Source organism: Photobacterium carnosum, assembly GCF_021236965.1.
In the GTDB taxonomy this organism is placed as follows: Bacteria; Pseudomonadota; Gammaproteobacteria; order Enterobacterales; family Vibrionaceae; genus Photobacterium; species Photobacterium carnosum.
In genome coordinates this window covers 67080-90691 of record NZ_WMDN01000006.1, presented here as the reverse complement: position 1 = coordinate 90691, position 23612 = coordinate 67080, and the positions used below count along the sequence as shown (strand labels likewise).

The window sequence follows — 23612 nt, the reverse complement described above, 5'->3', positions numbered from 1 at the left end:
GCAGATACATGGCAGATTGTTATCTGCCATGTTGTTGTATTAATTTAGGTGGGGTATTAATGATGGCAACGCTTGATAATCATGAATTTCTTTTAGAAATGAGAGGCATTAGTAAAGAATTTCCCGGCGTAAAAGCGTTGGATGAGGTTAATTTAAAGGTTAGACCTTATTCGATACATGCGTTAATGGGGGAAAATGGTGCAGGTAAATCAACACTACTGAAATGTCTTTTTGGTATTTATGAAAAAAATAAGGGAGATATTTTTTTTCTGGGTGAGAAAGTCAATTTCCAATCGTCAAAACAAGCGTTAGAAGCTGGGATATCCATGGTCCATCAGGAGCTTAACCAGGTCTTACAACGCACCGTAATGGATAATATTTGGTTAGGACGTTATCCCACAAAAGGTTTATTTATTGATCAACAAAAAATGTATCAAGATACGAAGGAAATATTTTCTGAGTTGGATATTGATATCGATCCACAAGTAAAAGTTGCCACATTATCAGTATCTCAAATGCAAATGTTAGAAATAGCTAAAGCTTTTTCTTATAACGCAAAAATAGTGATTATGGATGAACCAACATCTTCGCTAACGGAAAAAGAAGTTAATCATTTATTTACGATAATACAAAAGCTTAAAAATAAAGGCTGTGGGATTGTTTATATTTCACACAAGATGGATGAGATATTTTCCATTTGTGATGAAATAACTATTTTACGTGATGGTCGCTGGGTCGATACACAAAAACTGGCTGATCTTAATATGGATCAAATCATTGCAAAGATGGTTGGGCGAGAGTTGACGCAACGATTCCCAGATAAAACCAATATACCTAAAGAAACGATATTATCGGTTAAAAATTTGACTGCACTTAATCAACCGTCAATTCAAAATATTAGTTTTGATCTACGAAAAGGTGAAATATTAGGTATTGCAGGGCTGGTAGGTTCAAAAAGAACGGATATTGTCGAAACTATTTTTGGCATTCGTGAACGTTGTCAGGGGCAGATTGTTTTAAATGATAACGTAGTGCTAAATCGTAATGCACATGAGGCAATTCGTAATCGTTTTGCTTTAGTGACAGAAGAGCGCCGAACAACGGGTATATACAGTAATTTAGATATCACCTTTAATGCGCTGGTGGCAAACGTTGAGAACTATACCAAATGGGGTGGATTGCTAAGCTATAGCCAAATGAGCAGTGATACACAATGGGTCATTGATTCTATGCGAGTTAAGACGCCGTCACAAAAAACGAAAATTGGATCGTTGTCTGGAGGTAATCAACAAAAGGTTATTATTGGTCGTTGGTTACTGACTAAACCTGAAATTTTAATGTTAGATGAACCGACAAGAGGTATTGATGTTGGAGCTAAATTTGAAATTTATCAGCTTATTCTTGATTTAGCTAACCGTGATAAAGGCATCATTATTATTTCATCAGAAATGCCTGAGTTATTAGGGATCACTGATCGTATTTTAGTTATGAGTAATGGTCGTGCTGCTGGCATTGTTGATACTAAAACGACAACTCAGCATGAAATTCTTAGTTTAGCATCACGTTATTTATAAGGATAAGAACATGGAAGCTCTCAAAAAATTAGGTATGACCCGTTACCTAAAAGAAGGTGGTATTTATGCGGTTTTATTTATACTACTTGCAATAATTATAATACAAGAACCTTCTTTTCTTAGTTTGCGTAACTTAAGTAATATTCTGACTCAGTCTTCAGTACGTATCATTATTGCACTTGGCGTTGCTGGTATAATTGTTACTCAAGGTACTGATTTATCTGTTGGTCGACAGGTCGGTTTAGCAGCAGTATTATCTGCAACATTATTACAAGCATCTGATAATGTGAATAAAGTTTTTCCAAGTTTAGGTGAGATCCCTATCGTGGGGGTAATTATTGCCGTATGTGCGGTTGGTGCTTTAATTGGTCTTGTTAATGGTTTGATTGTTGCTTATTTGAAGGTAACACCTTTTATTACGACCTTAGGTACGATGATTATTGTTTATGGTATCAATTCTCTCTATTACGACTCTGTAGGCGCATCACCCATTGCTGGTTTTGATCAGCGTTTTTCTGAATTTACACAAGGCTTTATCCGGTTTGGAGATTTCAGGTTATCTTATCTAACATTTTATGCTGCTATTGCAATTATTTTTGTATGGATCCTTTGGAATAAAACGGTTTTTGGAAAAAATTTATTTGCTGTTGGTGGTAATCCCGAGGCCGCTAAAGTTTCCGGTGTAAATGTTTCACTTACTCTTCTTAAAATTTATGCTTTGTCCGGGGTGTTTTATGCTTTTGGTGGCATGTTAGAAGCGGGACGTATTGGTAGTGCAACTAATAACCTTGGCTTTATGTATGAATTAGATGCGATTGCGGCTTGTGTTGTTGGTGGGGTGTCGTTTGCTGGTGGTGTAGGCAGTGTTGCTGGTGTTGTTACAGGGGTATTGATCTTTACCGTGATTAATTACGGTATGACTTATATTGGAGTAAGTCCGTATTGGCAATATATTATTAAAGGCGGAATTATTATTTTTGCTGTTGCACTGGATTCAATGAAATACGCAGACAAGAAATAATAAAGAAAACGCCACTTTATATATAAAGTGGCGTTAGATAATAAACAAAACTAGGTAGTCATACTATTTTGTTTTTTTTCTTTATCCACATATTAAGATAAATATTAATATGAGTAAAATGAATGATTTTCATTTAATTGATGTATTTTATGCATATTGGTTTTTGTTTAAAAATTGTTTATTTAATTAGTTATTGATAGCATTCTTAACCTAAAGATCATCCATAAGGTTAGTGCAGCACTACAGATCGGTAATGCAAGCCAGACACCATTTCCCCCAATGCTATATGCAAGTACAAAAATAGCGATAGATATTAAAAGAAGTTTACCTCCAGTGAGTAGCGAGGCTTCTTTGGGCATATTAATTGCTTGAAAGTAAGTTGCTCCCACTAGTAACAAACCTTCAAAAGGTAATCCCCAGAAATATAATGATATTCCCTTAATTGCTTCAGGTTGTAATGCTCGGTTATCTCCAGCAAACATATAGACGATTATTTCAGGAATGCTATATAAGGTTATGACGCTAATTACTGCAATCAATAATGTAATTATAAACGCGAGTTTACGAAATTTAGTGACACGCTCTTTAAGACCGGCTCCTGTATTAAAGCTTATAAGGGGTTGAGTACCTAAAGCTATACCTTCAAATATCAAATAGAAAAATGCTTTGCTATGTAGAATCAATACGTTAACCGCATGGCTACGATGGTGGGTAAGGTATAGCGAAAAAAAAGCCGAAAGATTGAATCATCACGTAAGGATAATGGTTGGAGTATTGATCTTGTCATTGGATTGCTTCCATGTGAACCGCAGCACTAAATGTAAAAAAATGTTGGTATTGTCTGTGGCTTCATAGAGTGAGTCAATCCAACTAACTGTATTTATGGCGCAGGGATCATGTGATTTTGATATTATTAGCTATTATTCAAATCCCAAATGGAGAGTAAATAACACCTTGTTGGGATTTGATGATTAAATAGTTAGTTGTTTGATGTTTTAGATACAGATTTAGTTTTCCAGAAGTGATTTATTTGTGTAAACCATTTCATGATTTTTTGTTTACGGCAATACAGTAGCAATGCACAAATGAATAAGTAAATTGTCGGCTCAATCAATCCTGATTTTACGGACCAGTAATAGTGAATCGGACTTAATAGTAAAGCGAGATACACCCAATTATGCAGTTGTTGCCAATGCTTGCCTAAGCGCCGCTGCATTGATTGTGTTGAAGTAAGTGTTAATAATAATAAGATAATCCAACTAATAGCACCAATGGCAAGATATGGACGTTTTATTATCTCGCTGCCCAATAAAGACCAATCAAAATTCAGATCTAAGGCAAGATAAGCACTAAGATGAAGCGCTACCCAAAAGAAGCTGTATACGCCTAATAAGCGTCTTAGACGAATTAAGCCTCCTTGTTTATATTTTTTTGCTAATGGTGATAACAATAAGGTAAGGATTAAAGTATTTAATGCCGCTTTGCCCGTGAAATGTTCAATTCCTTTAATCGGATCCGCACCAAAGCCACCGTTAAGAGTGTTATTAACCAATATTGCGACAAAAAATAATGATACTGCATGAATGGTGATTTTTATCATTAAAATTCGAGCCGGTGTAAGGCGGTATTTTTGAACATAATGAGTGAGCATTAATAATTCCTTGTTAGATCCATGCCTTTATATAACGATGCCACTTCTTCAGCATAACCGTTAAACATTAATGTGGGTTGGCGTTGACTGCTAAAGACATTGCCTTTACCGATAAAACGTTCACTGGCTTGGCTCCAACGTGGGTGATCAACCTCAGGGTTAACATTGGCATAAAATCCATATTCACTGGCCGCTAAACGATTCCACGTTGTTGGTGGTTGTTGATCGGTAAGGTGAATGCGCACAATAGATTTTATACTTTTAAAACCATACTTCCATGGCACAACGAGTCGCAATGGTGCTCCATTTTGTGGGGCTAATGTTTTGCCATATAAGCCGACAGAGATCATTGTCAGTGGGTGCATGGCTTCATCAATACGCAAGCCTTCAACATAAGGATATTCAATGCCACCACCAAGTCGTGATGATGCTTGCCCTGGCATTTGTTTAGGATCGTATAGGGTTTCAAAGGCGACGTATTTTGCTCGTTGTTGTGGATCGGCTTTTTTAATGATGTCGCGTAAGCTAAAACCTATCCACGGAATATTCATTGACCATGCTTCAACACAGCGTAAGCGGTAGATACGTTCTTCCAAGGTAAACTGGTTAAACAAATCATCATAATCGAGTGTGAATGGTTTATTTACCATCCCATCAATTGTGACTTTCCATGGATCAGTGATGAATTTTTCTGCACGCACAGCGGGGGATGATTTATCAGTACCAAATTCATAAAAATTATTATAATGAAGAATTTTATCCTCTGGTGTTAGTGACAATGCCGCATTGGATAATGACGAGGTTGTTCCTGCTAATTGTCGACGATGATCAATTGCAGGCTCTTCTGAAGATGAGATAAAATCAAATAATCCTGCGTGAGCATTGGTTGACAATGGTAATCCAACCGCTGCAATACCTAATTTTTTCAAAATAGAACGACGTTGATGGTATATATCTTCTGGTGTCACTTGGTTTTCTGTTAATGCCCAGCGAGGACGTGTTTTTATGTGCATAAGTTACCTATAAGTGATGTTTAAAATGATAATCATTGCTATTTAAGTAGACCGTAACCGAATAATAAAAATTTCAAAAATAGTCGGTTTTTATTATTGTTTTGAAAAATAATGATAAGAATAAGCAAATAAAAAGGAATATTAATGAATGAGATCAATAACTTTAATGCCAGCCTTGAGTTGCAGCATATTTATTTAGAAGTTTATGCTGAACGGTATAGCCATTTACGCACGTTTTTAGAGTCATATTATTGCTATCAGCACGGATTAGTGACTAAACAAGGAAAGCCCGATTGGATACAGATATTTAATGTTGGTAAGCGAACAATAGCAGCCCATAAGATTCAGGAACGAAAATTGCTTGTTAGAGAGATGATGTTGCCATTATCGGTAATCATGGGTCATTTGAAAACACTCGTTCGTGATGATGAGGCAACGATTGAAAATATTAAGATGATTATTGATGAGCATCTTGAATATGTGATCATGACGCGAGAAGAATATGATGCGTTAGTGAAAGCGGGATTAAAAGAGGCAATGCCTATTGGCTATTATCAAGCCACAGATGCTCGTTATTGTTGCATAAATGCTCGTTTTGATGTGGTTGGAATCACACTATTGATGTAACAATAACGCTTAATCGTGTTGGTTAGTTGAATCAGCTAAGTGGTAAGTATAATGTTGCTTACATGTGTACGCTGAAAATAAGGTGAAAAAGGATGATACCTCAACAGCAAAAACCACCCATTATTTGGTTAAATGTAGTTCTATTTACACTAACATTTGTAATCGCAGTTATTGGTGTTCCGCTATATCTTTATTTTTATGAGCTCGATCTTACGCTCGTTGTGATAGCTATTGTGGCATTTTGTTGTTGTGGAATGTCAATTACCGCCGGTTATCATCGTTTATGGGCACATCAAAGTTATCAAGCAAATCGTTTTTTGCGAGTGATATTTGCCCTTGGTGGGGCATTTGCATTGCAAAATAGTATTCTACATTGGTGTTCTGATCATCGAGTACATCATCGCCATGTGGATAATAACGACAAAGACCCATACTCAGCTAAAATGGGGTTGTTTTATAGCCATATAGGTTGGATGCTACGAGAATATCAAGCCAGTTGTTATCATGATTATTCAAATTGTGCCGATTTACAGCAAGATCCCATCGTTGTTTGGCAACATAAGTATTATTTATTATTAGCAGTTATTATGAATATTGGCATCCCTGTTGTGATTGGGGTGTTGTTAGGTGACTTATGGGGAGCGCTGTTGTTTATAGGTATATTACGATTAGTCTTGAGTCACCATACTACTTTTTTTATTAATTCATTAGCACATAAATGGGGTTCTCAGCCTTATACAGATAGAAATAGTGCGCGTGATAACGGTGTTATTGCATGGCTAACATTTGGTGAGGGTTATCATAATTATCATCATATTTTTGAAAACGATTATCGAAATGGTATTTGCTGGTGGCAATTCGATCCCACTAAGTGGTTGATCAAAGTATGTTCATGGTTTGGGTGGACGACAAATTTGAAAGTAACACCGGCGGATCGGATTGAAAAAACACGCACAAAAATGGAATTTAAGCGGTTACAAGATAAATTAAAATCATTGCCTAATAATAGTGTTCGCTTACAACAATTACAATATGAATATGAGGCGTTAATTAGTAAAATTTCTGAATATTATCAAATAAATAAACGACTAATAGATTTACAGAAAAAGAAATTAGCTAATAATTATGAAAACTTTGAATTTATGCAACAATATGAATTTATTCAGCAAAAATTACAACAACAACGACGCGACTGGAAGTATTTAGTCCAACAATATACTGCTTAAGATTTAAATCTTGTTATTGAGCGGTTAGATCTTACCAAGATTTAACCGTTTTTTTTTATTAACAGTTATAATCATATAGCGTTACCATGCTCTTATCTTGGCATATCGTCATCAATATTATTGTAGATTTACAGTTACCGATAAACTAGTAGATTAAAATAATATCAAGTAGTATGGCACTAAAGCTTAAAAGCACATGTAATAATTCGATATAGTTATTATGTGCACAATTAATTATAGCGTTTTACATCCATGATTGAATGTTTGTAAGATCTTAACTGGAGATATTGTCGTGTACCGCGCATTACTTTTGTCACTCACATGTTTAGCCTCATCCGCAGCGCATGCAATTGAATATAAACTACCTACCGATGGTAGTAATATCGTTGGTACAACAGAATATTATGAAGTAAAGCAGGGTGATAGCCTTGCTGATATAGCTAATAAATATAATGTGGGTTTTCTTGGAATGATGGCGGCAAATAAAGGTGTTGATCCTTTTTTACCGCAACCAGGAAAACTATTACAAATACCGACTCAAGTTGTCTTACCCGACGTGGCTCATAAAGGCATTGTCGTTAATCTGGCTGAATTACGTCTTTACTATTTCCCTAAAAATGATGCATCTATTGTCTATGTTTTTCCTATCGGCATTGGTCGAGTAGGTCGTGAAACACCTAATATGACGACATCTATTAGTGAAAAAGTAAAAAACCCAACGTGGACTCCACCGGCATCTATTCGTAAAGAGCATGCAGCTAAAGGGGATATCTTACCCGCAGTTGTACCTGCTGGACCTGATAACCCTCTAGGTGATTATAAAATGCGATTGGCTTATGGTCATGGTGAATATCTTATTCATGGTACCAATAAAGATTTTGGTATTGGAATGCGCGTTAGTGGGGGTTGTATTCGAATGAACCCGTGGGATGTTGAGTGGTTGTTCCCACATGTAGCCTTGGGCACTCAAGTTCAGATTATTAATCAACCAGTCAAGATATCACAAGATCCTGATGGTGAATTGATTGTAGAAGTCCATTCGCCATTATCAAAAGATGAATCTCAAATTGGGGTTAAGAAAAGTGTTGATGCACCAGAAGTATTATTAAAAGATGTTGAAGGTGATACGAAAGCGAAACAACGATTATATTCTGAATTAGATAAACAATCTGGTCTTCCTATTATTTTAAAATCGTAATAAATAGTTAACCTATAGAAACGAGATATTATTATCTCGTTTTTTTTTGTTTAGATGAATGTAAGCCTGATAACAATCGTATACAAATATATGTTTATAGTGAATGTTATTATTGTGATATATGGTGAAATTTTATTTGAAAGAGTATGTTAGGTATTCTATGTTTGATTTTTTATAATATACTTGTAAATAAAAAGAGACGGCGAAGCCATCTCTTTAGGTATTCTACAACTTAAGTATTAATTACTTAGTGTATGAACCAGCAATGTTATCAATACGCTTATTAGCACGCATTGCTTCTTGGTATGCTGCGTCAGATGCTGCACGAGAATCATTTACTGCGCCTACGATTTGGTCTTGTTGACCTTGTAGAGCACTAACTTGAGTAGAAAGTGTGTCAACTTTGTTAGTTAGTTGCTGCATTTGACTTACTTCATCAGAGCTAGAACAACCTACAAGTGAAGCACTTAGTAAAACACCAGCTAAGATAGATACAGTACGTTTCATTTTTATATAATCTCCATATTGATTTAGCCACTACAACTGTTGAATAAAGTTTGAGTTGGCAAATTCATTATGGCATAACTTATTATAATTGCTCATTAATTTTTTTAAGCTAAGAAAAAAAAATCCGATACATCTCTCATTTTTGAATAAAAAAAACACATATTTAACCATTTTTTTGCATTTCTATTTAAATTAACTTACGCATAACTCCGCTTAATATAAGGACTTACAAGTAATTTCTCGTTTTTAATAAGAGTGAAAGTCAGGATAATGTAAAATTTTGCCAACACTCAAATAAATAACATAATAGATTAAAAAATAAGCAAAAAAGCGATAATGAAAAGAGATGTTATTTATATTATGTTATTTAAAAAATAGATTATTCAGTATAAAACACAATGAATGTGAATCAGGTTTGGTACAAGTATCCATATGTTCGTTCTTTTTCATCATTAATTATTTACTTATTGATGATGTTATTATTGGAATCATTGTGATTAATTGTGTTGGATTTGCCATGTGAGGCAGTTTTTTAATTAACTCACCAGATGGTTTTAAAAAATAAAAATAAGAATTGTGATCAAGGACGTATTTTATTTCAGAATTATCTAATTTATTTTTAATATAAAGAACACCGTATGTGTCAGCTAAAGCTTTAATTTGTTCTTCTGTTCCTGTTGCACCTGTAATAGTGGTATCAAAATAAGCAGCATATTGTGCAGTTTTATCTGCTGTATCACGAGTTGGATCAAGACTAATAAAAATTGGCCATAAGTTATCACGTTGTTGTTGAGGAATTGCTTTTAAAGCCGCTGATAATACAGCTAGCGATGTTGGACAGATATCAGGGCATTGTGTGTAACCAAAATAGACTAAACGAATACGCTGATCTTCAGGGTCGAATAAGTCGATGACCTCAGTCCCCGACTCTAAATAATTCATTGGGTAGTAAGGTTCATTCGCAACCGTTGGATCGTTACTGTCCATCATGTGACGGGCAAACAGTCCAGCAACTAAAGCCAAAGCAAGAATTAACCATTGGTATTTCATTCATTCATCCTTAAATGTTTCCAAATAATCTATACGGAATAAATGAATTATGAATAGAGATGTTTATAAAAGGTAGGTGCAGAGTGATTTTTTGTGATGTGTGTAGTGGTCAAGTAAAACTATACACCTTTATAGGTGTTTAAATTAAGCGGCGGCATGGATAGATGCAAAGAATAAAAAAAGTAGCCACGGAGGCTACTTTTCAACGTTTTTGGCTACTGACGATTAATCATTACGTACAGCGTATTTTTCAAGCCCCCAAACAACGGCAAGACCTAAAATCATGGCAGCGATAGCGTAACCCAGTAGAGCCGGGTGACCCGTTATATTTTCATAATTAAACGGTGATAAATTATGCTCAAGCAGTGGCACTTGCTCACCATGTGAATTTATACGCCATGTAAGAACTTCTTTCCAAGGCCAAATCTTACCTAAAGTACCAATCATTAAGCCTGTTAGCAGTGTTAGAGCAAGATCACGGTAATTACGTAATATCCACGACAGTACATGAGAGAACGTCAACAGACCAGCAACACAGCCAACAGCAAACAAACCAAGTGTGAATACATCAACTGATTTTGCGGCGGCTAGAATGGGACCATACATGCCAAGTAGTAATAAAATAAAACTACCTGAGATTCCAGGTAAGATCATTGCACAGATAGCAATGGCACCAGCAATAAAGATATTTAATGGTGTTGGATCCATCGCTACCGGATGTAAAACAGTGATGCCATAAGCAAAAGTAACACCAAGAATAATGGCAATAAAACGATTAACATTCCATTTATCTACTTGTTTAAGCATGTGAATAACGGAAATAATAATTAAGCCAAAGAAAAATGACCACAATGGAATTGGATGAGTATGAAGCATCCAAGTGATCACTTTCGCAAACGTAAAGATACTCGTTAAAATACCACCAAATAAACAAAGTAAGAAAGTTCCATTAACGTGTTCAAATGCGGCTTTAATGCCACCGTTACGGATTATTTTTATTAGACTGGGATTGATACGACGAATACTTTCAAGCAACGTATCGTAAATGCCGGTGATGAATGCGATAGTACCGCCAGACACGCCAGGAACAACATCTGCTGCCCCCATGGCCATGCCTTTTAAAAAGGTTGATATTTTACTCATTAGATTCCGTAACTGTGATGACTGAATAATTTAGGTCAAGCATTATACAGTGAACGACTAAAAACCACTATTAAATCATAAATATAGTATTTGTTAATATGTGAAATAATATACCCTCAATGGATATTGTTGAATTTATTATGATGACATAGGATATTAATTGTCATGTGGTATTTATGTCAATTTAGCAAATGAGTCAAATATAAGTAGAGACATCACTGCTGTTATAATGAAATGAATGTTGTTTGTAGCATTGATTCTGCTAATAGTGTAAATCGCTGGCAAGGTTGAGGATCAAATATGATAGTGAAAGGCGATAAAGCAATAATAGCTAAGAGTTTTTCTTCAGCTTGGTCTTTTATTGCAAGACGTTGTTCTGTATTAAAATAGTTTAATATAGGTGATATTAATGTGTTGTCTATTTGCTGCAACGAATAATAACATTGGTTAATGGCTATATTGTTAGTTATTAATGTCAATGCTGTTATTGATGGGACTCGATCATTTTGAGTATGAGTGGCTACTAGTCGATCCCAATGTGCAGCGGCGAGAATGCCCATCGCAACATATTCAGGTCGTTGATATTGCGTTAGCAATAGTCGCTCATAGTCATCTCTTATCTTGTTGTGATTAATATCAATAACGGTATCAGTATCTATTGGTAATAATGATTGAGTATTTTGTGGCATATCATAAGGGAGAGGGACTTGACTGCTACTCACTTTTCTCAAGGCTAAGATTTCTAGTGCATGATATTCATTTAATGGTAACTCAACGTTATGTTGTGTTATAGGAAGTGGCGATAATTTGATAATTGATTTTATTGGTGAAGCGATAACTAATGCTGTTAGTAAACTCATAGTGCAATAAAATAAAAAACAAACAGGAAAAAATAAGCGCATATAAATACTAAGGATATAGGTAAGTAATTATTAAGTATCTGAATTATAGTTATAAATGACAACTTTATTATTTTTATCTGTGATGGTTTTCAAAGAGTAACGTGATTAAAAGTGTTGATAGAGCAGCAATAATAAGCGACGACTCGCAATCTTCACTGAAGGAATAATTAACCTATTGAATTTAAATCTATATTGTTTTTAACATTCAGCAATAAGTTGTTCAGCTAATATTTAGTATTTATAATTATACTATTGTTATAGAAACAAAGGGTTAATGCCTACACTTGTAATAGAAGCTGTTGGTGTTTATTAATTGCAATATGTTACGTTGTAACCTTGGCAGTGGTGTGATATGCCTAAACATCTCTTTGAATTATTATTGACTGTCAGTGCCATAATGTTTGCTGTTAGTCTATTTATGCTTATTGTTATCCATTAATTATTGAAGCTGTTATGAAGTCAGACTGATAGCAGTTTTTACGGTTTATTTTTAAATACTATAAAAAATCCAATACATTATTCCCTATTAAATTTGGATTATTAGGGTTATTTACGATAGTTGTTGATGTAAATAACTGATTTTAATGTTTTTTGTAGGGTTAATATCTATAAATATTCTTTTTACAGATAATCGATGTGGATGCTATTAATTATCTTGTTATTATTTTCTTTGACTATACTTATTTAGTAACAATCGGTTATGTAGATTGTTATGAATAATTGTTTTTTCTTGTTATAAATGAAATCTTTTAATTCATATATACAAGTTGATCTTTAGGTGAGAAAATACGTTCAGAGACTACACCGAGGTTTTTTGTGGATATTATAAGTGAGGATATATGATATTTGGAATGATTATATTGTTATCCATCGTTGCTGGCATACTATCAGGCGAACATTTTCATTCGTTTATGGCTGGTTTTGGTATTGCAGCTGTCGCGATAGGAACTGCATATTGGTTAGCTTTTCGTGCAACACGTTATCCACAACTTGCATTATTGATGTTACTTGTTGCGATGATAGCTAAATTAGGGATCACTGTTACAGGAGTGGTTTTGGTCATTAAAACTAACTTGATCAGTTCACCATTTATCTTCTCATTGTCATATTTGTTCTTCTCGATCGTTGTTAGTTATGGTTATTTCAAATTACGAGAATATCAAATGTCTGTTGCAGAAAAACGTAATACAGTGGTTTCTGCGACACCAATAAAGCGTACTGCAACATTGATAGCCCCAACGACAACAACACCGCAGATTTAATCATCATTAAGAAAACGCATTAAAAAAGGCTGCCATTTATTGAATGGCAGCCTTTTACTTTTTCATTACTTTTAAGGTATTAGCTTAAATTAGAATGCTTTTTTACCCATTTGGTAAACATGTTTCACTTCGTTATTATCAGAAAGCAATGTGATATTCGCTTTGTAGCCTGCTTTTAGTAGACCATATTCATTATCAACTTTGATTGCTTTCGCAGGATATAATGTTGCCATACGTAAAGCTTCTTCACGAGAAAGACCAACATGGTCAATCAGGTTATTTAAGCCTTGTTCCATGGTTACTGCTGAACCTGCGATAGTGCCGTCTTTGTAATGACACTTGCCGTTAGTTACGTAAGCTTGTAAACCTGCCATATCAAATTCAGTCATGTCAGTACCCGCTGGAGCAACGGCATCTGTTACCATAAACAGTTGTTCGCCCAGCATTTCATGAGCAATACGTACTGATGGGTAAGAAGCATGGATACCGTCAACAATAATACCTGCATGTGGTTTTTTATCGAAGATGTAACCCACAACACCTGGTTCACGAGAGCCAAGTGGTGTCATGGCATTATAAAGGTGAGTAGCCATGGTTAGGCCTTCTTTCTCATCTACTTGCTCGTAAGTTGCATTAGTATGACCTAGTGATACGGTGATTCCTGAATTACGAACAATATCAATAACTTCTTGTGATGTGTTTTCAGGTGCTACCGTTAATACGCAAATTTTATCTGCGTTATCAGCGAGGTATTTAGCTGTGTTAATGTCTAATTCACGGATGAATTCTTCACGGTGTGCGCCTTTCTTTTCAGTACTGATGAAAGGACCTTCAAGGTGTAAACCTAACACGCCTTTTTGTAAGCGATCATCCATTGCTCCAACCATATCAAGCACTTCAACCATTGACTCAGCATCGCTGGTAATGAATGTAGGTAGAAACTGTGTAGTACCACCTTTTAAGTTTGCTTGATTCATTGTCTCAAGTGTTTCTTTACAGATAGCAGTATTAAGTAATACACCACCACAACCATTTAGTTGTACATCAATAAAGCCAGGTGATGCCAATAAGCCTTGAGCATCAAATGTTTCTTGTGGTAACTCATCTGTAGAGACTGCAGACATAGGAACAATACGTGAAATAAGATCGTTTTCAATAAAGATGGCTTGGTTTTCTTGAATAGTTTTACCATCAAATACGTTGGTGTTAATAATTGCAAACATCTGATTACTCACTTTAACTCTGTAGCCTGATGATAAATTAACAGGCAAAATGGCGATTTTACTCTATATCTAGTGGGCTTCATTCATATGAGAACAACACTATGTTAATGATAGATAGAGCACCGAATAATTGGTTTGGAATAAGATTTAATACGGTGTGTTGAATCTTATTTCACTATAAAAAATAAGATACCTGTTTCAATCATCTTTCGTCAATCTTTTATCTGATTAAATGCTAAAAATTGTATGATTATTATCTTTTTTTATATTTATATCATACAAAAGTAAATTTGATCCTGAAATGAAGAATACTTTGCGGGAAAAAAATTGTTGAATATGCTTTGCAGGTAAAAAGATGGTTGTATTTTGTTGTATGGCTCTGATTAATACCTGTAGTAATTATTTTGATACGTAAATTTGTCTTTTTGTATCAAAGCCTTTTGCACTCATTCATACAATTAGGCAAAATAGCCATCTATTAAAAATACGGACGACATATAAAGTTGGCTATATTCGTCAACGTCTTATGTCTAAGTAAGGCTGTATTAGGAGTTAAAATGCAGTGGAATGATTGGTCAATATTACTGTCTGAAGTGTTAGAACAATTCTCGATAGGTGCATTTATCATTATTGGTGGTGTAATGTTATCGGGAAAATTATGTTTTGGACAGCATGATCGTGTAATGAAAATATTACCGTTAATCAGTTGGTTATTAATTGCTTCGTTGTTAATTCGTGAAGCTACTTTGATGGCAGTACAATTTAGCATTAATGTTACAAATTCTAGTGCAGTTATGTTTGTATTAGTCTTTATTGCATTAACGTTAATTTATAGTTTGTGTGAAAATCGACTTATTGGGAAAGACGGGTCACGAAAGTTAATTATTTGTATTATGCTGTTGTGGAGTATTGCTTACGTTATTGATATTTTAAGCTTTAGTGCTAACAATGGCCATCTTGGTAATATGATGACGATTATCTTTAGTGTTGGTTTCGGCGGAAGTCTATTAGCACATACGATGTTAGTAAAAGCACAGCATAAAATTGATCCTCTTAATGTGGCATTACCTTTATTTGGTGCATTTATTGGTGTTATTGTTTTTATTGTTGCATGTTTAGATTTAGCAATGCTTATCGAACAAACTCAGCATGATATTTTATTACCTTTTATCTGGCGTATTGTTAGTGTGGGGTGTTTGTTAATCGCAACAGGCTTGTGGTTAATGTCGTTGTTAACTAAAACTAAACCTGTGTTAGCGATGTTAGCTTGTGCGTGTACGTTAGCAATCATTGCAAGCTTAGCTGTTAATGGTAGTTTTTAATGGTTTGTAACGATATTGTTCTTTACAGAAATGATAAGAAACGAAACAATTAAAATAAAGAAATAGTAGATCTGTCAGCTTTAACTAAAGTTACTATAATATTAACAATAATTTTAGAGCAAGTTGTACAGTATTACGAGATCTAGCTCTTGTGATAAATGTAAAGTGGCATAATTATGAATAAAGGAAATTATTAGGAATTATGGCTGAAAAGAAAACAAATCCGTTGAATGAAATTATTTTTAATGTTGTTGTACCATCAATCATTTTAATGAAAATGAGCAGTGATGATCGTCTAGGTTCAGTTGGTGCTCTATTGGTTGCTTTAGCTTTTCCTATTGCATTCGGTGGTTATGAATTATTAAAAAATAAGAAATTTAATTTTATAGCAATACTCGGTATTGTGAGTGTGTTACTTACTGGTGGTATTGGCATATTAAAACTTGATACTCAATGGCTTGCGGTTAAAGAGGCTTTGATTCCAGGTATTATTGGAGTCGTCGTTATTGGCTCAACATTCACTAAATATCCTATTGTAACTAAAATGATTTTTAATGAGAGTATTTTAAATCTAGGTTTAATTAAGCAAAAATTGATGGAATTTAACCAGCAGAAAGCGTTTGATCGTTGTTTAATTCAATCTAATTATTTGTTTGCAAGTACCTTCGTTTTTTCATCGGTTATGAATTATGTTTTAGCAACGGTTATTGTAACGAGTCCTGCTGGCACTGAGGCGTTTAATGAAGAGCTTGGTCGAATGACATTATTAAGTTATCCCGTCATTGCTATTCCATCAATGTTGATGATGATAGGGATATTCTATTTTGTGTGGCGTCAAATTCGAAAGATGACCAAACTCGAAACGGTACAGATATTTAAAATACAATAAATTTTCATGTGTTAAAACAAAAGATAACCAGTAATGTTACTTACATTACTGGTTTTTTTATGCCTATAATTCTTAATTATAAGATCTTTTATATAATTAAAGCAGCGCTACAATGAGTACGCCATACTGAGATTAATACTTATCTTGAGAGGGTAATATGAAGCCATTCTCGTTACTCTGTACATTATTTCTAGTTATTGCATGCTCATCAGCTGACGTGGCAGAACTAAATCAACACACTCGAATTCACCATAATGGTCATTGTGGCGCTTATTTAGCTCCTCAAGTTAAAGATTATTTTAATTCATTTATTGATTCGCAATTACAGCAAGTTAATGCTCTTCAGGGAGAGATTACCAATGATAATATGAATGAGCTACATAATGCGTTATATCAATTTGAGGCTCATTGGTTAACCTTAAAAGAGGAACGGTATGATGCTTGTCTACGGTATGCCAATTGTAACGAATTAGAACGGAAATATAACAATAACGTTGTACAACACCCTCGAGATTGGATCGCTACATCACCGCCTTTTATGTGTCAGAAAAGTAGTTTTGAATATGCTATAAGTCGAATAAAAATGGTTACCTTTTATACGGATGTAGAGCGTTTAGAGTTAATTCGTCAAGAATAATAAAATAAAGTGTATTTGTTTTTTAATTAATATATTGATTAATAAAGGCTTAATCTTTTTTAAATACCTCATTATTGTTGATATTTGATAATAAGGCGTAATTTGTATTAAGTGCTATATTTAATAATATAGTAGTTACATTGCCATTACTTATAATTGAAGTGTTTATTAATACAATCAATATAATAGATGAAAAATAGTTGTTTGATAGGAAAGTAAATTTGTCGATTGCGAGTTACATATGATGCAAAATTTTTCGATAAACTTGATAAAATCTAGTTTTCTATAAGTTTAACCGTTCAACAATGTTAGTTATAACATGATCTTTATGCAACACGCTGTATTGCATATGAAATTTAACCGTAAATCATCACAACTTTATAACTTATTTAAGGTGTTGTTAATACAATGATGTAAGTTGGTGAGGGATTTGAGCGAAAGAATAATCAAATTCTAAAGACTTATGAATTGAAAATAATCAGTTTTGTTTTAACAGATATAAAGGTCAATTATGGAAATTATACTCACCGTAGCGTTTATTGTTGGTGCGTTTTATATTATCTTAAAAGAGAAGAAAAAATGTTCAAAGTCAGTTGATTATTCTAAAGATAGTTTGTGATATACCATGCAATAAAGTTACTATGAAAAGCACTTTATTCTACAAATTATATGAAGAGTAAAGTGCTATTGATTGTCGACGATTAATTGTTTTTATTATTCCAAGTGTCGACTAAGTGTGAAATAGATTGTTGTGCTTGTTTCCATTCGCGAGTTTGCATTAATTCATTAAATTCAGGTGTCGTTTTTTTCAATAATGAATTTAGAATAGTGACTTGAGTCTGTGGTAATCCATCCAATGCTTGTACTGCACCTTCACGGTTATTACATAACATAACCATGTCACAACCCGATTGTTGGGCTGCAACAGCACGCTCACTATAATTACCTAAAACATCGGCACCTTTCATATTTAAATCATCAGAAAAGATAACACCGTTAAAGCCTAAATCATGACGAAGTACTTGTTTAAGCCAATATTCAGAACCACTGGCTGGACGCTCATCATAAGCATCAAATACGACGTGTGCAGGCATGATCCCTTGAAGCTTATTGTTGCTTATTAAGTCTGCGAATACGGTCATATCATGTTGTTTGATATTGTCTCGTGAGTCATAAGGGGTTTCAAGGTGTGAATCTGCAATAACACCGCCATGGCCGGGGAAATGTTTACCCGTTGCTGCCATACCCGCGGTTGTCATACCATCAATAAAAGCAGAGGCATAGCGAATAACATCAGATGGTTTGTCTGAAAACGCACGATTGCCGATGGCTTTACAATCAAAACCTAAATCCAACACTGGCGCAAAGCTGATATCGATATCCATTGCCAGTAATTCAGCCGCCATTAACCAGCCACCCGTTGTTGCTAATGCTAGGCCATTATCTGATTCTGCAAATGCGCGAGCAGGAGGAAGAATTGAGAATTGCTCTCTAAAACGCTGAACACGTCCGCCTTCTTGATCAACGCCAATAATAAGCGGGCGTTTTGCTGTTTGACGAATATCTTTTATCAGCGCTCGAAGTTGATCGCGATTATCGTAGTTGCGAGCGAAGAAAATAATGCCGCCAACAGTAGGGTGTTGAATAATTTCACGTTCTTCTGCATCAAGTTCATAGCTTGACACATCAAGCATTAAAGGTCCCATAAAGACACTCCAGCAAACAAATAGAACGAATAAATTATCATAGTTTGCTGTAACCGCAATTTTTAATCTGGATTTTATTGTATTTTTTAATTCTAGCAGCAGAAAATAAATAAGTGATGTGTATCACTTGAAATGGTAACTGAATGTAATATTATTTATATATATGTGATCTAAATCGTTTTAAGTGCGACTCAGGTTAATATAGACTACGCATCATTAAAAATTGATGTGGGATCAATAATGTCTTTACTTATTGCTATTTCCTTAACGACCGGTATTCTTTCTGGAATATGGGGTTGGGTTGCTGTTTCTCTTGGCTTACTTAGTTGGGGGGGATTTTTAGGATGTACAACATATTTTGCCTTACAACGAGATGGTATTAAAGGGGTTGGGTTAAGTATTGCAACTAATCTTAGTGGTGTCTTTTGGGCGATGGTGATCATTAAATTATCAACATTGATTAATTTAGAAATAGTCGGATATATCATCACGGCTCTTGTTGCATTTATGATGTGTGCTCAAGCCAAAAAACACTGGTTAAACTTTATCCCTGGTACATTCATTGGCTCTTGTGCAACATTTGCAGCAGCTGGTAATTGGCAGCTCGTTATTCCATCTCTTATTGTTGGTGTTATCTTTGGTTATTTGATGAAAACAACAGGCATATGGTTACATGCAAAATTGTCGCCGAATTATGGGCAAATAAATAATTAAGAATACGTATAGTGAATAAGTATTGATAACAAAAACGCAGAGCTTCGGTTCTGCGTTTTTAGTTCAGTACTAAAATGTTTCAACCAAAAATAGGTACGAAAATACCATTATGACTGGCACAATACTTTCTGATACAAGGGCGATGGTTATCCTTGGTTGCAAGTATACAAACGCGTATACCTTGCTGCATAAGATTTTCAGTAAGGGCTTGGATATTCTTATGATCACAGCGTTCACGATCAGCATCACGTCGGCATAAATCAATAAACACATCTGCTACATCGTCATGGTAAAGAACATATTCAGATTGTTGCATTAATCGTAATGCTTTAAGGCTGATTAATTCAGGATCATGGCTAGTTTCAATAAGGTAGATATTACCACTACAATGATTTCCCTCCGTTAATAATTGCTGAAAAGCGGCTTCTAATTCTTCGGTTGTATGTGCATTTTCAACAGCACTTAATCTGAAAAACTGCTCCCAAAATTTTCTACGTTCATCTACTGTAGTGAAATGTTGTTTAATACGCTGACGTTGCTTACCTGCGAATGTTGCAAGTAAACTTAAATTCTGTGGTAAATAGGTTTCTAAACGTTCACGTAAATAACGTACTAATACGGGTGATGTACCGCCGCTAGAGATAGCAACTTGAATGGGAGAACGATCAACTATTGATGGCGTAATAAAATCACAAAATGTTGGGTCATCAACAACATTGGCCCAGATCTTTAATGCGTTCGCATCATGGTAAATTTGATGATTAAGTTCGGCTGAATCTGTTGTTGCCCACACTTGATCGGCACCACTAAGTTGTGATGACTGATAAGGCTGATCGATATGTGTGATCAGTTGTTGCTCAAGTAGCATTTGTAAATGAGGGTGCAGTTGTGGTGATACAACAGTGACATTAGCGTGTGCTTTTAATAATAAATCAACTTTTCGGCAAGCAACGTCACCACCACCGATAACTAAGATTTGTTTATGATTTACTTTTAGAAATATCGGGAAGAAATCCATTTAATAATATCCATATTTTAATATCAATAGGGTCTATTATTACGTAATATTTATTGATAACAATAATGTATTTTTTATTATTCATAAATAGATAGTTATAACTTACTTTCTATAATAAATTGATTCTTTTTCGAAATAAAGCAATTGTCACAAGCATACTCAAAACTGTTAATGGTATATTTCCTGCAGCTTGTGGCTGAGTTGACACTAATAAAAGATTAAGATCTTGATCTTGTGGGTAATCATCAGCAAGGCTAAATGGATCGTACTTGTAATTAGGCGAATTATAGTGTGAGGTTAAGGAAAAGGTGAGCTGGTTATCATATTGCTTTATAGATGTTTCAATCCAAGATCGTAATGATGCTAGTTCGGTATATTGGCCATGTAGGTGTTGGTATTGTTGGGTCGGATTATTTAATCGCTGTTCACATAACGCACCATTACTAACAATACCCATAACACGTAAACCAAAGTCATTATTAGCAACATGTTGTGGATTTTGCCAAATCAAGGGACCACCAGAGTCGCCACTACAGACATCTTTAAGTAGACCATCAATATTAGAATCAGCACAAATAATCTGTGATTTGTTGGCTTGCAGGCCATTGCAATATTGATCAGGAACCCCCGCTAACGTTACTACTTGTAATTGAGTCGGGTAGTTTATTAGTGTACCACTATTTGATTTCCCCCAACCTGATGCAATGAGATTAGCTTTTGAGTTTTGATGTATTACCCAGTTATTATCAAAAATATTATTAGCGGTTATTTGTTCATTTATCGAGGCAATAACAATCGGTTTGGCTACCGTCAATAAAGAACGATTAACACGAATCAACGCCAGATCATTTGCAAATATTTCCTTATTGTAATTAGGGTGATTTATTATATGCGTGATGGTGAATCTATATTTGGTATCAAGTTGTTGTGTGTTTGGTTTAGGAACTGAGGATGTTCCTGCAATAACATAGTGAATATGATTTTTAGTGCAATGTGCTGCGGTTATTAACCAATATTCATCAATAATAACCGCACCACATAATACAGATGTTACATTTGATGAGGTTATTGCTGCTTGCCACGGTAATAGTAATGGTGCGTAAAGTGTCGCTGGGTTGCTATTTATTGATTTTGATGTGGATTGTGCTGCGAGTGCAACTGAGTGACGAGAGCTGAATATTATAAGAAGTAAGAGTAATAAATAATGGATTGTATTTTTTTGTCTATGTAATTGCATTATCAATCCTTGTTATGTCCATTATCTTCAGTGTAGTTAGTTGATAATTATTTGGCTTATAAAACTGTGATTAAGGTTGAATCAAAAATGAGAATGTTGTTTGTTGTGTATAGATAATTGTTAACTCGATAACGGAAAATAGCTGTGTTTTTGATTATAATAAGTCACTATTTTTTGTTTTTTGATGGATAAATTGTGTTTAATCAATGTATTGGCTTTGGTGTCGCGGGTAATTTTGCAGGACATTTAGAGCAAGCGGGTGAAGCCGCAGATTTTGTGACAGTTGCAGTAAAAGAAGTGACGCAACCTAAAGCTATTTTCCCATTTTATCTTCCTAATATTAATTCCGGATTGTTAGCAACATACCCATTATCCTCAACAAATATCACGCCGCCTAATGATGCAGATAATCTTCAAATTGAACCTGAAGTAGCATTGATTTGTGATGTGATATATAGCACTGATGTTAATGATGGACATCAAACCGTGTCAGCATTGATTCCGCGTCAATTTGGTGCTTATAACGATTGTTCAATTCGAAAACCACATGCAAAAAAAATCAGTGAAAAGAAAAACTGGGGTGCAAATAGTAAAGGCATCAGTGATTACCTTATTACTATCGACCATTTTTCTGTAGGCGGTGTTTTAGATAGTTACCGTATCGCGAGTTTTCATTGTCGTGATGGTGAAATTCATCGCTATGGTGAAGACAGTGCAGTGATTGGTTACAGCTATTTTCATGACACGTTATTAGATTGGATTATTGAACGAATGAACCACCAGCAAGATGTTGGACCCACTGAAAATATTGCTGAGCTGTTAGCGCAAAGTCAGTATCCAACCCAAGCGGTGATCAGCATTGGAGCAACTCGTTATACACCCTATGGTGAAACCCATTTTTTACAAACAGGTGATACTAGTATTGTCGTTGTCTATGATGGTAATCGCTATAATGCGGAAGAGATTATGCAGATGGCATCGACCCATGATTTAGCCAATAGTGAGGGTCTGTCAGTATTAATCCAACAGGTTGCTACACTGTAACTTATTACTGGTTATAGACGTTACTGCTTGTCCAAATTGTTATTTATCAACATGCACTGATAAAGGATCTTAATATATATGGCTGATTTAGCTGTAAAAACTGCTGCCGTCATAGACGATGATCCGCTTAGAATGGCATGTTTGCGCGCTGTACAAACATTGAATTTACCTGATTGGTTTATTGCTGCAGGGTTTGTGCGTAATGCTATTTGGGATCATCTACATCACTTACCGATGACACCACTTAATGATGTTGATGTGGTGTATTTTGATGCTAATGATTGTTCATTAGTTACTGAAGCGCATTATGTGGCATTGTTACAACAGCAATTACCTATGATTAATTGGGACGTTAAAAACCAAGCAAGAATGCACCTAAAACATCAGCATTTACCTTATAAGAATAGTGCGGATGCCATTTCACGATGGGTAGAAGTCCCTACGTGTGTTGGGGTGCGGTTAACGGTTGATAATCAATTCATTTTTACTGCGGCATATGGACTAGAGCATAACTGGTCATTACATGTTAGCATCAATCCATATTACCCAAGACCTGCCATTTATCAACAGCGTATTCGAGACAAAAACTGGCAGGTGTTGTGGCCAAGGTTAATCATTTTTACTGCGGATTATTCTTAAGGATTTTTT

At 34.9% G+C, this 23612-nt stretch carries 23 protein-coding genes; 12 read left to right on the top strand and 11 right to left on the bottom strand.

All coding sequences use genetic code 11. The features are described from left to right. Positions 1–62 precede the first annotated feature (62 nt). Positions 63–1574, top strand: a complete 1512-nt coding sequence (mglA, locus tag GLP24_RS08135) for a galactose/methyl galactoside ABC transporter ATP-binding protein MglA (RefSeq protein ID WP_232583571.1) — start codon at positions 63–65, stop codon at positions 1572–1574. Between the two features lie 10 nt (positions 1575–1584). Then, entirely contained in the window at positions 1585–2595 is a 1011-nt protein-coding gene (gene mglC / locus GLP24_RS08130; protein WP_101767751.1) for a galactose/methyl galactoside ABC transporter permease MglC, read from the top strand. Positions 2596–2777: 182 nt separating this feature from the next. Here the strand turns inward: mglC and GLP24_RS08125 are convergent, their stop codons facing one another. The 3 genes from GLP24_RS08125 to msrP form a co-directional block, all read right to left on the bottom strand. After that, a complete protein-coding gene (locus GLP24_RS08125; protein ID WP_232604385.1) occupies positions 2778–3278 on the bottom strand; it encodes an MATE family efflux transporter in 501 nt (166 codons plus the stop codon). A gap of 296 nt (positions 3279–3574) precedes the next feature. Beyond that, positions 3575–4246 (bottom strand): protein-methionine-sulfoxide reductase heme-binding subunit MsrQ, encoded by a 672-nt coding sequence (gene msrQ, locus GLP24_RS08120; protein WP_232604386.1) that lies wholly within the window; start codon positions 4244–4246, stop codon positions 3575–3577. Next, positions 4246–5259, bottom strand: a complete 1014-nt coding sequence (msrP, locus tag GLP24_RS08115; protein ID WP_221943270.1) for a protein-methionine-sulfoxide reductase catalytic subunit MsrP — start codon at positions 5257–5259, stop codon at positions 4246–4248. Before msrP ends, msrQ begins: the two co-directional genes overlap by 1 nt. Positions 5260–5403: 144 nt before the next feature. On the opposite strand from msrP, the gene GLP24_RS08110 reads away from it, so the two are divergent. From GLP24_RS08110 to GLP24_RS08100, 3 genes are all read left to right on the top strand, one after another. Then, the gene (locus GLP24_RS08110; protein WP_101767754.1) at positions 5404–5886 is read left to right on the top strand and encodes a hypothetical protein; all 483 of its coding nucleotides are present in this window, start codon (positions 5404–5406) and stop codon (positions 5884–5886) included. A gap of 92 nt (positions 5887–5978) precedes the next feature. After that, complete coding sequence (locus GLP24_RS08105; protein ID WP_232615838.1) at positions 5979–7112, top strand: acyl-CoA desaturase; 1134 nt, start codon at positions 5979–5981, stop codon at positions 7110–7112. 292 nt (positions 7113–7404) lie between these two features. Beyond that, entirely contained in the window at positions 7405–8310 is a 906-nt protein-coding gene (locus tag GLP24_RS08100) for a L,D-transpeptidase family protein (RefSeq protein WP_101767756.1), read from the top strand. Positions 8311–8553: 243 nt separating this feature from the next. On the opposite strand, the gene GLP24_RS08095 is transcribed toward GLP24_RS08100, so the two are convergent. The 4 genes from GLP24_RS08095 to GLP24_RS08080 all read right to left on the bottom strand — a co-directional run bounded on the left by GLP24_RS08095 (position 8554) and on the right by GLP24_RS08080 (position 11870). Then, complete coding sequence (locus GLP24_RS08095; RefSeq protein WP_101767757.1) at positions 8554–8817, bottom strand: Lpp/OprI family alanine-zipper lipoprotein; 264 nt, start codon at positions 8815–8817, stop codon at positions 8554–8556. Positions 8818–9273: 456 nt separating this feature from the next. Then, positions 9274–9867 (bottom strand): SCO family protein, encoded by a 594-nt coding sequence (locus tag GLP24_RS08090; RefSeq protein WP_152653514.1) that lies wholly within the window; start codon positions 9865–9867, stop codon positions 9274–9276. Positions 9868–10092: 225 nt separating this feature from the next. Beyond that, positions 10093–11010 carry a DUF368 domain-containing protein gene (locus GLP24_RS08085; protein ID WP_101767759.1) on the bottom strand — a complete coding sequence of 306 codons (918 nt, stop codon included), beginning with the start codon at positions 11008–11010 and terminating at the stop codon, positions 10093–10095. Positions 11011–11234: 224 nt separating this feature from the next. After that, complete coding sequence (locus tag GLP24_RS08080) at positions 11235–11870, bottom strand: hypothetical protein (RefSeq protein ID WP_232597961.1); 636 nt, start codon at positions 11868–11870, stop codon at positions 11235–11237. A gap of 881 nt (positions 11871–12751) precedes the next feature. Here GLP24_RS08080 and GLP24_RS08075 point away from each other — a divergent pair. After that, positions 12752–13174, top strand: a complete 423-nt coding sequence (locus GLP24_RS08075; RefSeq protein ID WP_232597960.1) for an NADH:ubiquinone oxidoreductase — start codon at positions 12752–12754, stop codon at positions 13172–13174. A gap of 89 nt (positions 13175–13263) precedes the next feature. Here GLP24_RS08075 and nagA read toward each other — a convergent pair whose 3' ends face one another. Beyond that, positions 13264–14397, bottom strand: coding sequence for an N-acetylglucosamine-6-phosphate deacetylase (gene nagA, locus GLP24_RS08070; RefSeq protein ID WP_232575769.1), 1134 nt, complete (start codon positions 14395–14397; stop codon positions 13264–13266). Positions 14398–14954: 557 nt separating this feature from the next. Here nagA and GLP24_RS08065 point away from each other — a divergent pair. The 3 genes from GLP24_RS08065 (at position 14955) to GLP24_RS08055 (ending at position 17245) form a co-directional block, all read left to right on the top strand. After that, entirely contained in the window at positions 14955–15719 is a 765-nt protein-coding gene (locus tag GLP24_RS08065) for a hypothetical protein (RefSeq protein WP_232615837.1), read from the top strand. A 202-nt stretch (positions 15720–15921) separates the two neighbouring features. Then, the gene (locus tag GLP24_RS08060) at positions 15922–16608 is read left to right on the top strand and encodes a VC0807 family protein (protein ID WP_232615836.1); all 687 of its coding nucleotides are present in this window, start codon (positions 15922–15924) and stop codon (positions 16606–16608) included. A gap of 157 nt (positions 16609–16765) precedes the next feature. Then, the gene (locus tag GLP24_RS08055; RefSeq protein WP_232615835.1) at positions 16766–17245 is read left to right on the top strand and encodes a hypothetical protein; all 480 of its coding nucleotides are present in this window, start codon (positions 16766–16768) and stop codon (positions 17243–17245) included. Between the two features lie 701 nt (positions 17246–17946). Here the strand turns inward: GLP24_RS08055 and nagZ are convergent. Continuing rightward, positions 17947–18951, bottom strand: coding sequence for a beta-N-acetylhexosaminidase (gene nagZ / locus GLP24_RS08050; protein WP_101767765.1), 1005 nt, complete (start codon positions 18949–18951; stop codon positions 17947–17949). A 240-nt stretch (positions 18952–19191) separates the two neighbouring features. On the opposite strand from nagZ, the gene GLP24_RS08045 reads away from it, so the two are divergent. Then, positions 19192–19665 (top strand): DUF1097 domain-containing protein, encoded by a 474-nt coding sequence (locus tag GLP24_RS08045; RefSeq protein WP_232575765.1) that lies wholly within the window; start codon positions 19192–19194, stop codon positions 19663–19665. Between the two features lie 79 nt (positions 19666–19744). Here the strand turns inward: GLP24_RS08045 and GLP24_RS08040 are convergent, their stop codons facing one another. Further along, positions 19745–20683: a precorrin-2 dehydrogenase/sirohydrochlorin ferrochelatase family protein gene (locus GLP24_RS08040; RefSeq protein ID WP_232579026.1), complete on the bottom strand. Its 939-nt coding sequence runs from the start codon at positions 20681–20683 to the stop codon at positions 19745–19747. Positions 20684–20792: 109 nt separating this feature from the next. Continuing rightward, positions 20793–21920, bottom strand: a complete 1128-nt coding sequence (locus GLP24_RS08035) for a S1 family serine peptidase (protein ID WP_152653522.1) — start codon at positions 21918–21920, stop codon at positions 20793–20795. A 192-nt stretch (positions 21921–22112) separates the two neighbouring features. Here GLP24_RS08035 and GLP24_RS08030 point away from each other — a divergent pair, with 192 nt between their 5' ends. Both GLP24_RS08030 and GLP24_RS08025 read left to right on the top strand, forming a co-directional pair. Continuing rightward, the gene (locus GLP24_RS08030; RefSeq protein ID WP_407951499.1) at positions 22113–22964 is read left to right on the top strand and encodes a DUF5718 family protein; all 852 of its coding nucleotides are present in this window, start codon (positions 22113–22115) and stop codon (positions 22962–22964) included. Positions 22965–23042: 78 nt separating this feature from the next. Further along, positions 23043–23603, top strand: coding sequence for a nucleotidyltransferase family protein (locus GLP24_RS08025; RefSeq protein WP_232615833.1), 561 nt, complete (start codon positions 23043–23045; stop codon positions 23601–23603). Positions 23604–23612: the final 9 nt, after the last annotated feature.

Coding starts and splice junctions, on each gene's coding strand:
- mglA (WP_232583571.1), top strand. CDS start 63: ATGGCAACGCTTGATAATCATGAATTTCTTTTAGAAATGAGAGGCATT.
- mglC (WP_101767751.1), top strand. CDS start 1,585: ATGGAAGCTCTCAAAAAATTAGGTATGACCCGTTACCTAAAAGAAGGT.
- msrQ (WP_232604386.1), bottom strand. CDS start 4,246: ATGCTCACTCATTATGTTCAAAAATACCGCCTTACACCGGCTCGAATT.
- msrP (WP_221943270.1), bottom strand. CDS start 5,259: ATGCACATAAAAACACGTCCTCGCTGGGCATTAACAGAAAACCAAGTG.
- GLP24_RS08110 (WP_101767754.1), top strand. CDS start 5,404: ATGAATGAGATCAATAACTTTAATGCCAGCCTTGAGTTGCAGCATATT.
- GLP24_RS08105 (WP_232615838.1), top strand. CDS start 5,979: ATGATACCTCAACAGCAAAAACCACCCATTATTTGGTTAAATGTAGTT.
- GLP24_RS08095 (WP_101767757.1), bottom strand. CDS start 8,817: ATGAAACGTACTGTATCTATCTTAGCTGGTGTTTTACTAAGTGCTTCA.
- GLP24_RS08090 (WP_152653514.1), bottom strand. CDS start 9,867: ATGAAATACCAATGGTTAATTCTTGCTTTGGCTTTAGTTGCTGGACTG.
- GLP24_RS08085 (WP_101767759.1), bottom strand. CDS start 11,010: ATGAGTAAAATATCAACCTTTTTAAAAGGCATGGCCATGGGGGCAGCA.
- GLP24_RS08080 (WP_232597961.1), bottom strand. CDS start 11,870: ATGAGTTTACTAACAGCATTAGTTATCGCTTCACCAATAAAATCAATT.
- GLP24_RS08075 (WP_232597960.1), top strand. CDS start 12,752: ATGATATTTGGAATGATTATATTGTTATCCATCGTTGCTGGCATACTA.
- nagA (WP_232575769.1), bottom strand. CDS start 14,397: ATGTTTGCAATTATTAACACCAACGTATTTGATGGTAAAACTATTCAA.
- GLP24_RS08065 (WP_232615837.1), top strand. CDS start 14,955: ATGCAGTGGAATGATTGGTCAATATTACTGTCTGAAGTGTTAGAACAA.
- GLP24_RS08060 (WP_232615836.1), top strand. CDS start 15,922: ATGGCTGAAAAGAAAACAAATCCGTTGAATGAAATTATTTTTAATGTT.
- GLP24_RS08055 (WP_232615835.1), top strand. CDS start 16,766: ATGAAGCCATTCTCGTTACTCTGTACATTATTTCTAGTTATTGCATGC.
- nagZ (WP_101767765.1), bottom strand. CDS start 18,951: ATGGGACCTTTAATGCTTGATGTGTCAAGCTATGAACTTGATGCAGAA.
- GLP24_RS08045 (WP_232575765.1), top strand. CDS start 19,192: ATGTCTTTACTTATTGCTATTTCCTTAACGACCGGTATTCTTTCTGGA.
- GLP24_RS08040 (WP_232579026.1), bottom strand. CDS start 20,683: ATGGATTTCTTCCCGATATTTCTAAAAGTAAATCATAAACAAATCTTA.
- GLP24_RS08035 (WP_152653522.1), bottom strand. CDS start 21,920: ATGCAATTACATAGACAAAAAAATACAATCCATTATTTATTACTCTTA.
- GLP24_RS08025 (WP_232615833.1), top strand. CDS start 23,043: ATGGCTGATTTAGCTGTAAAAACTGCTGCCGTCATAGACGATGATCCG.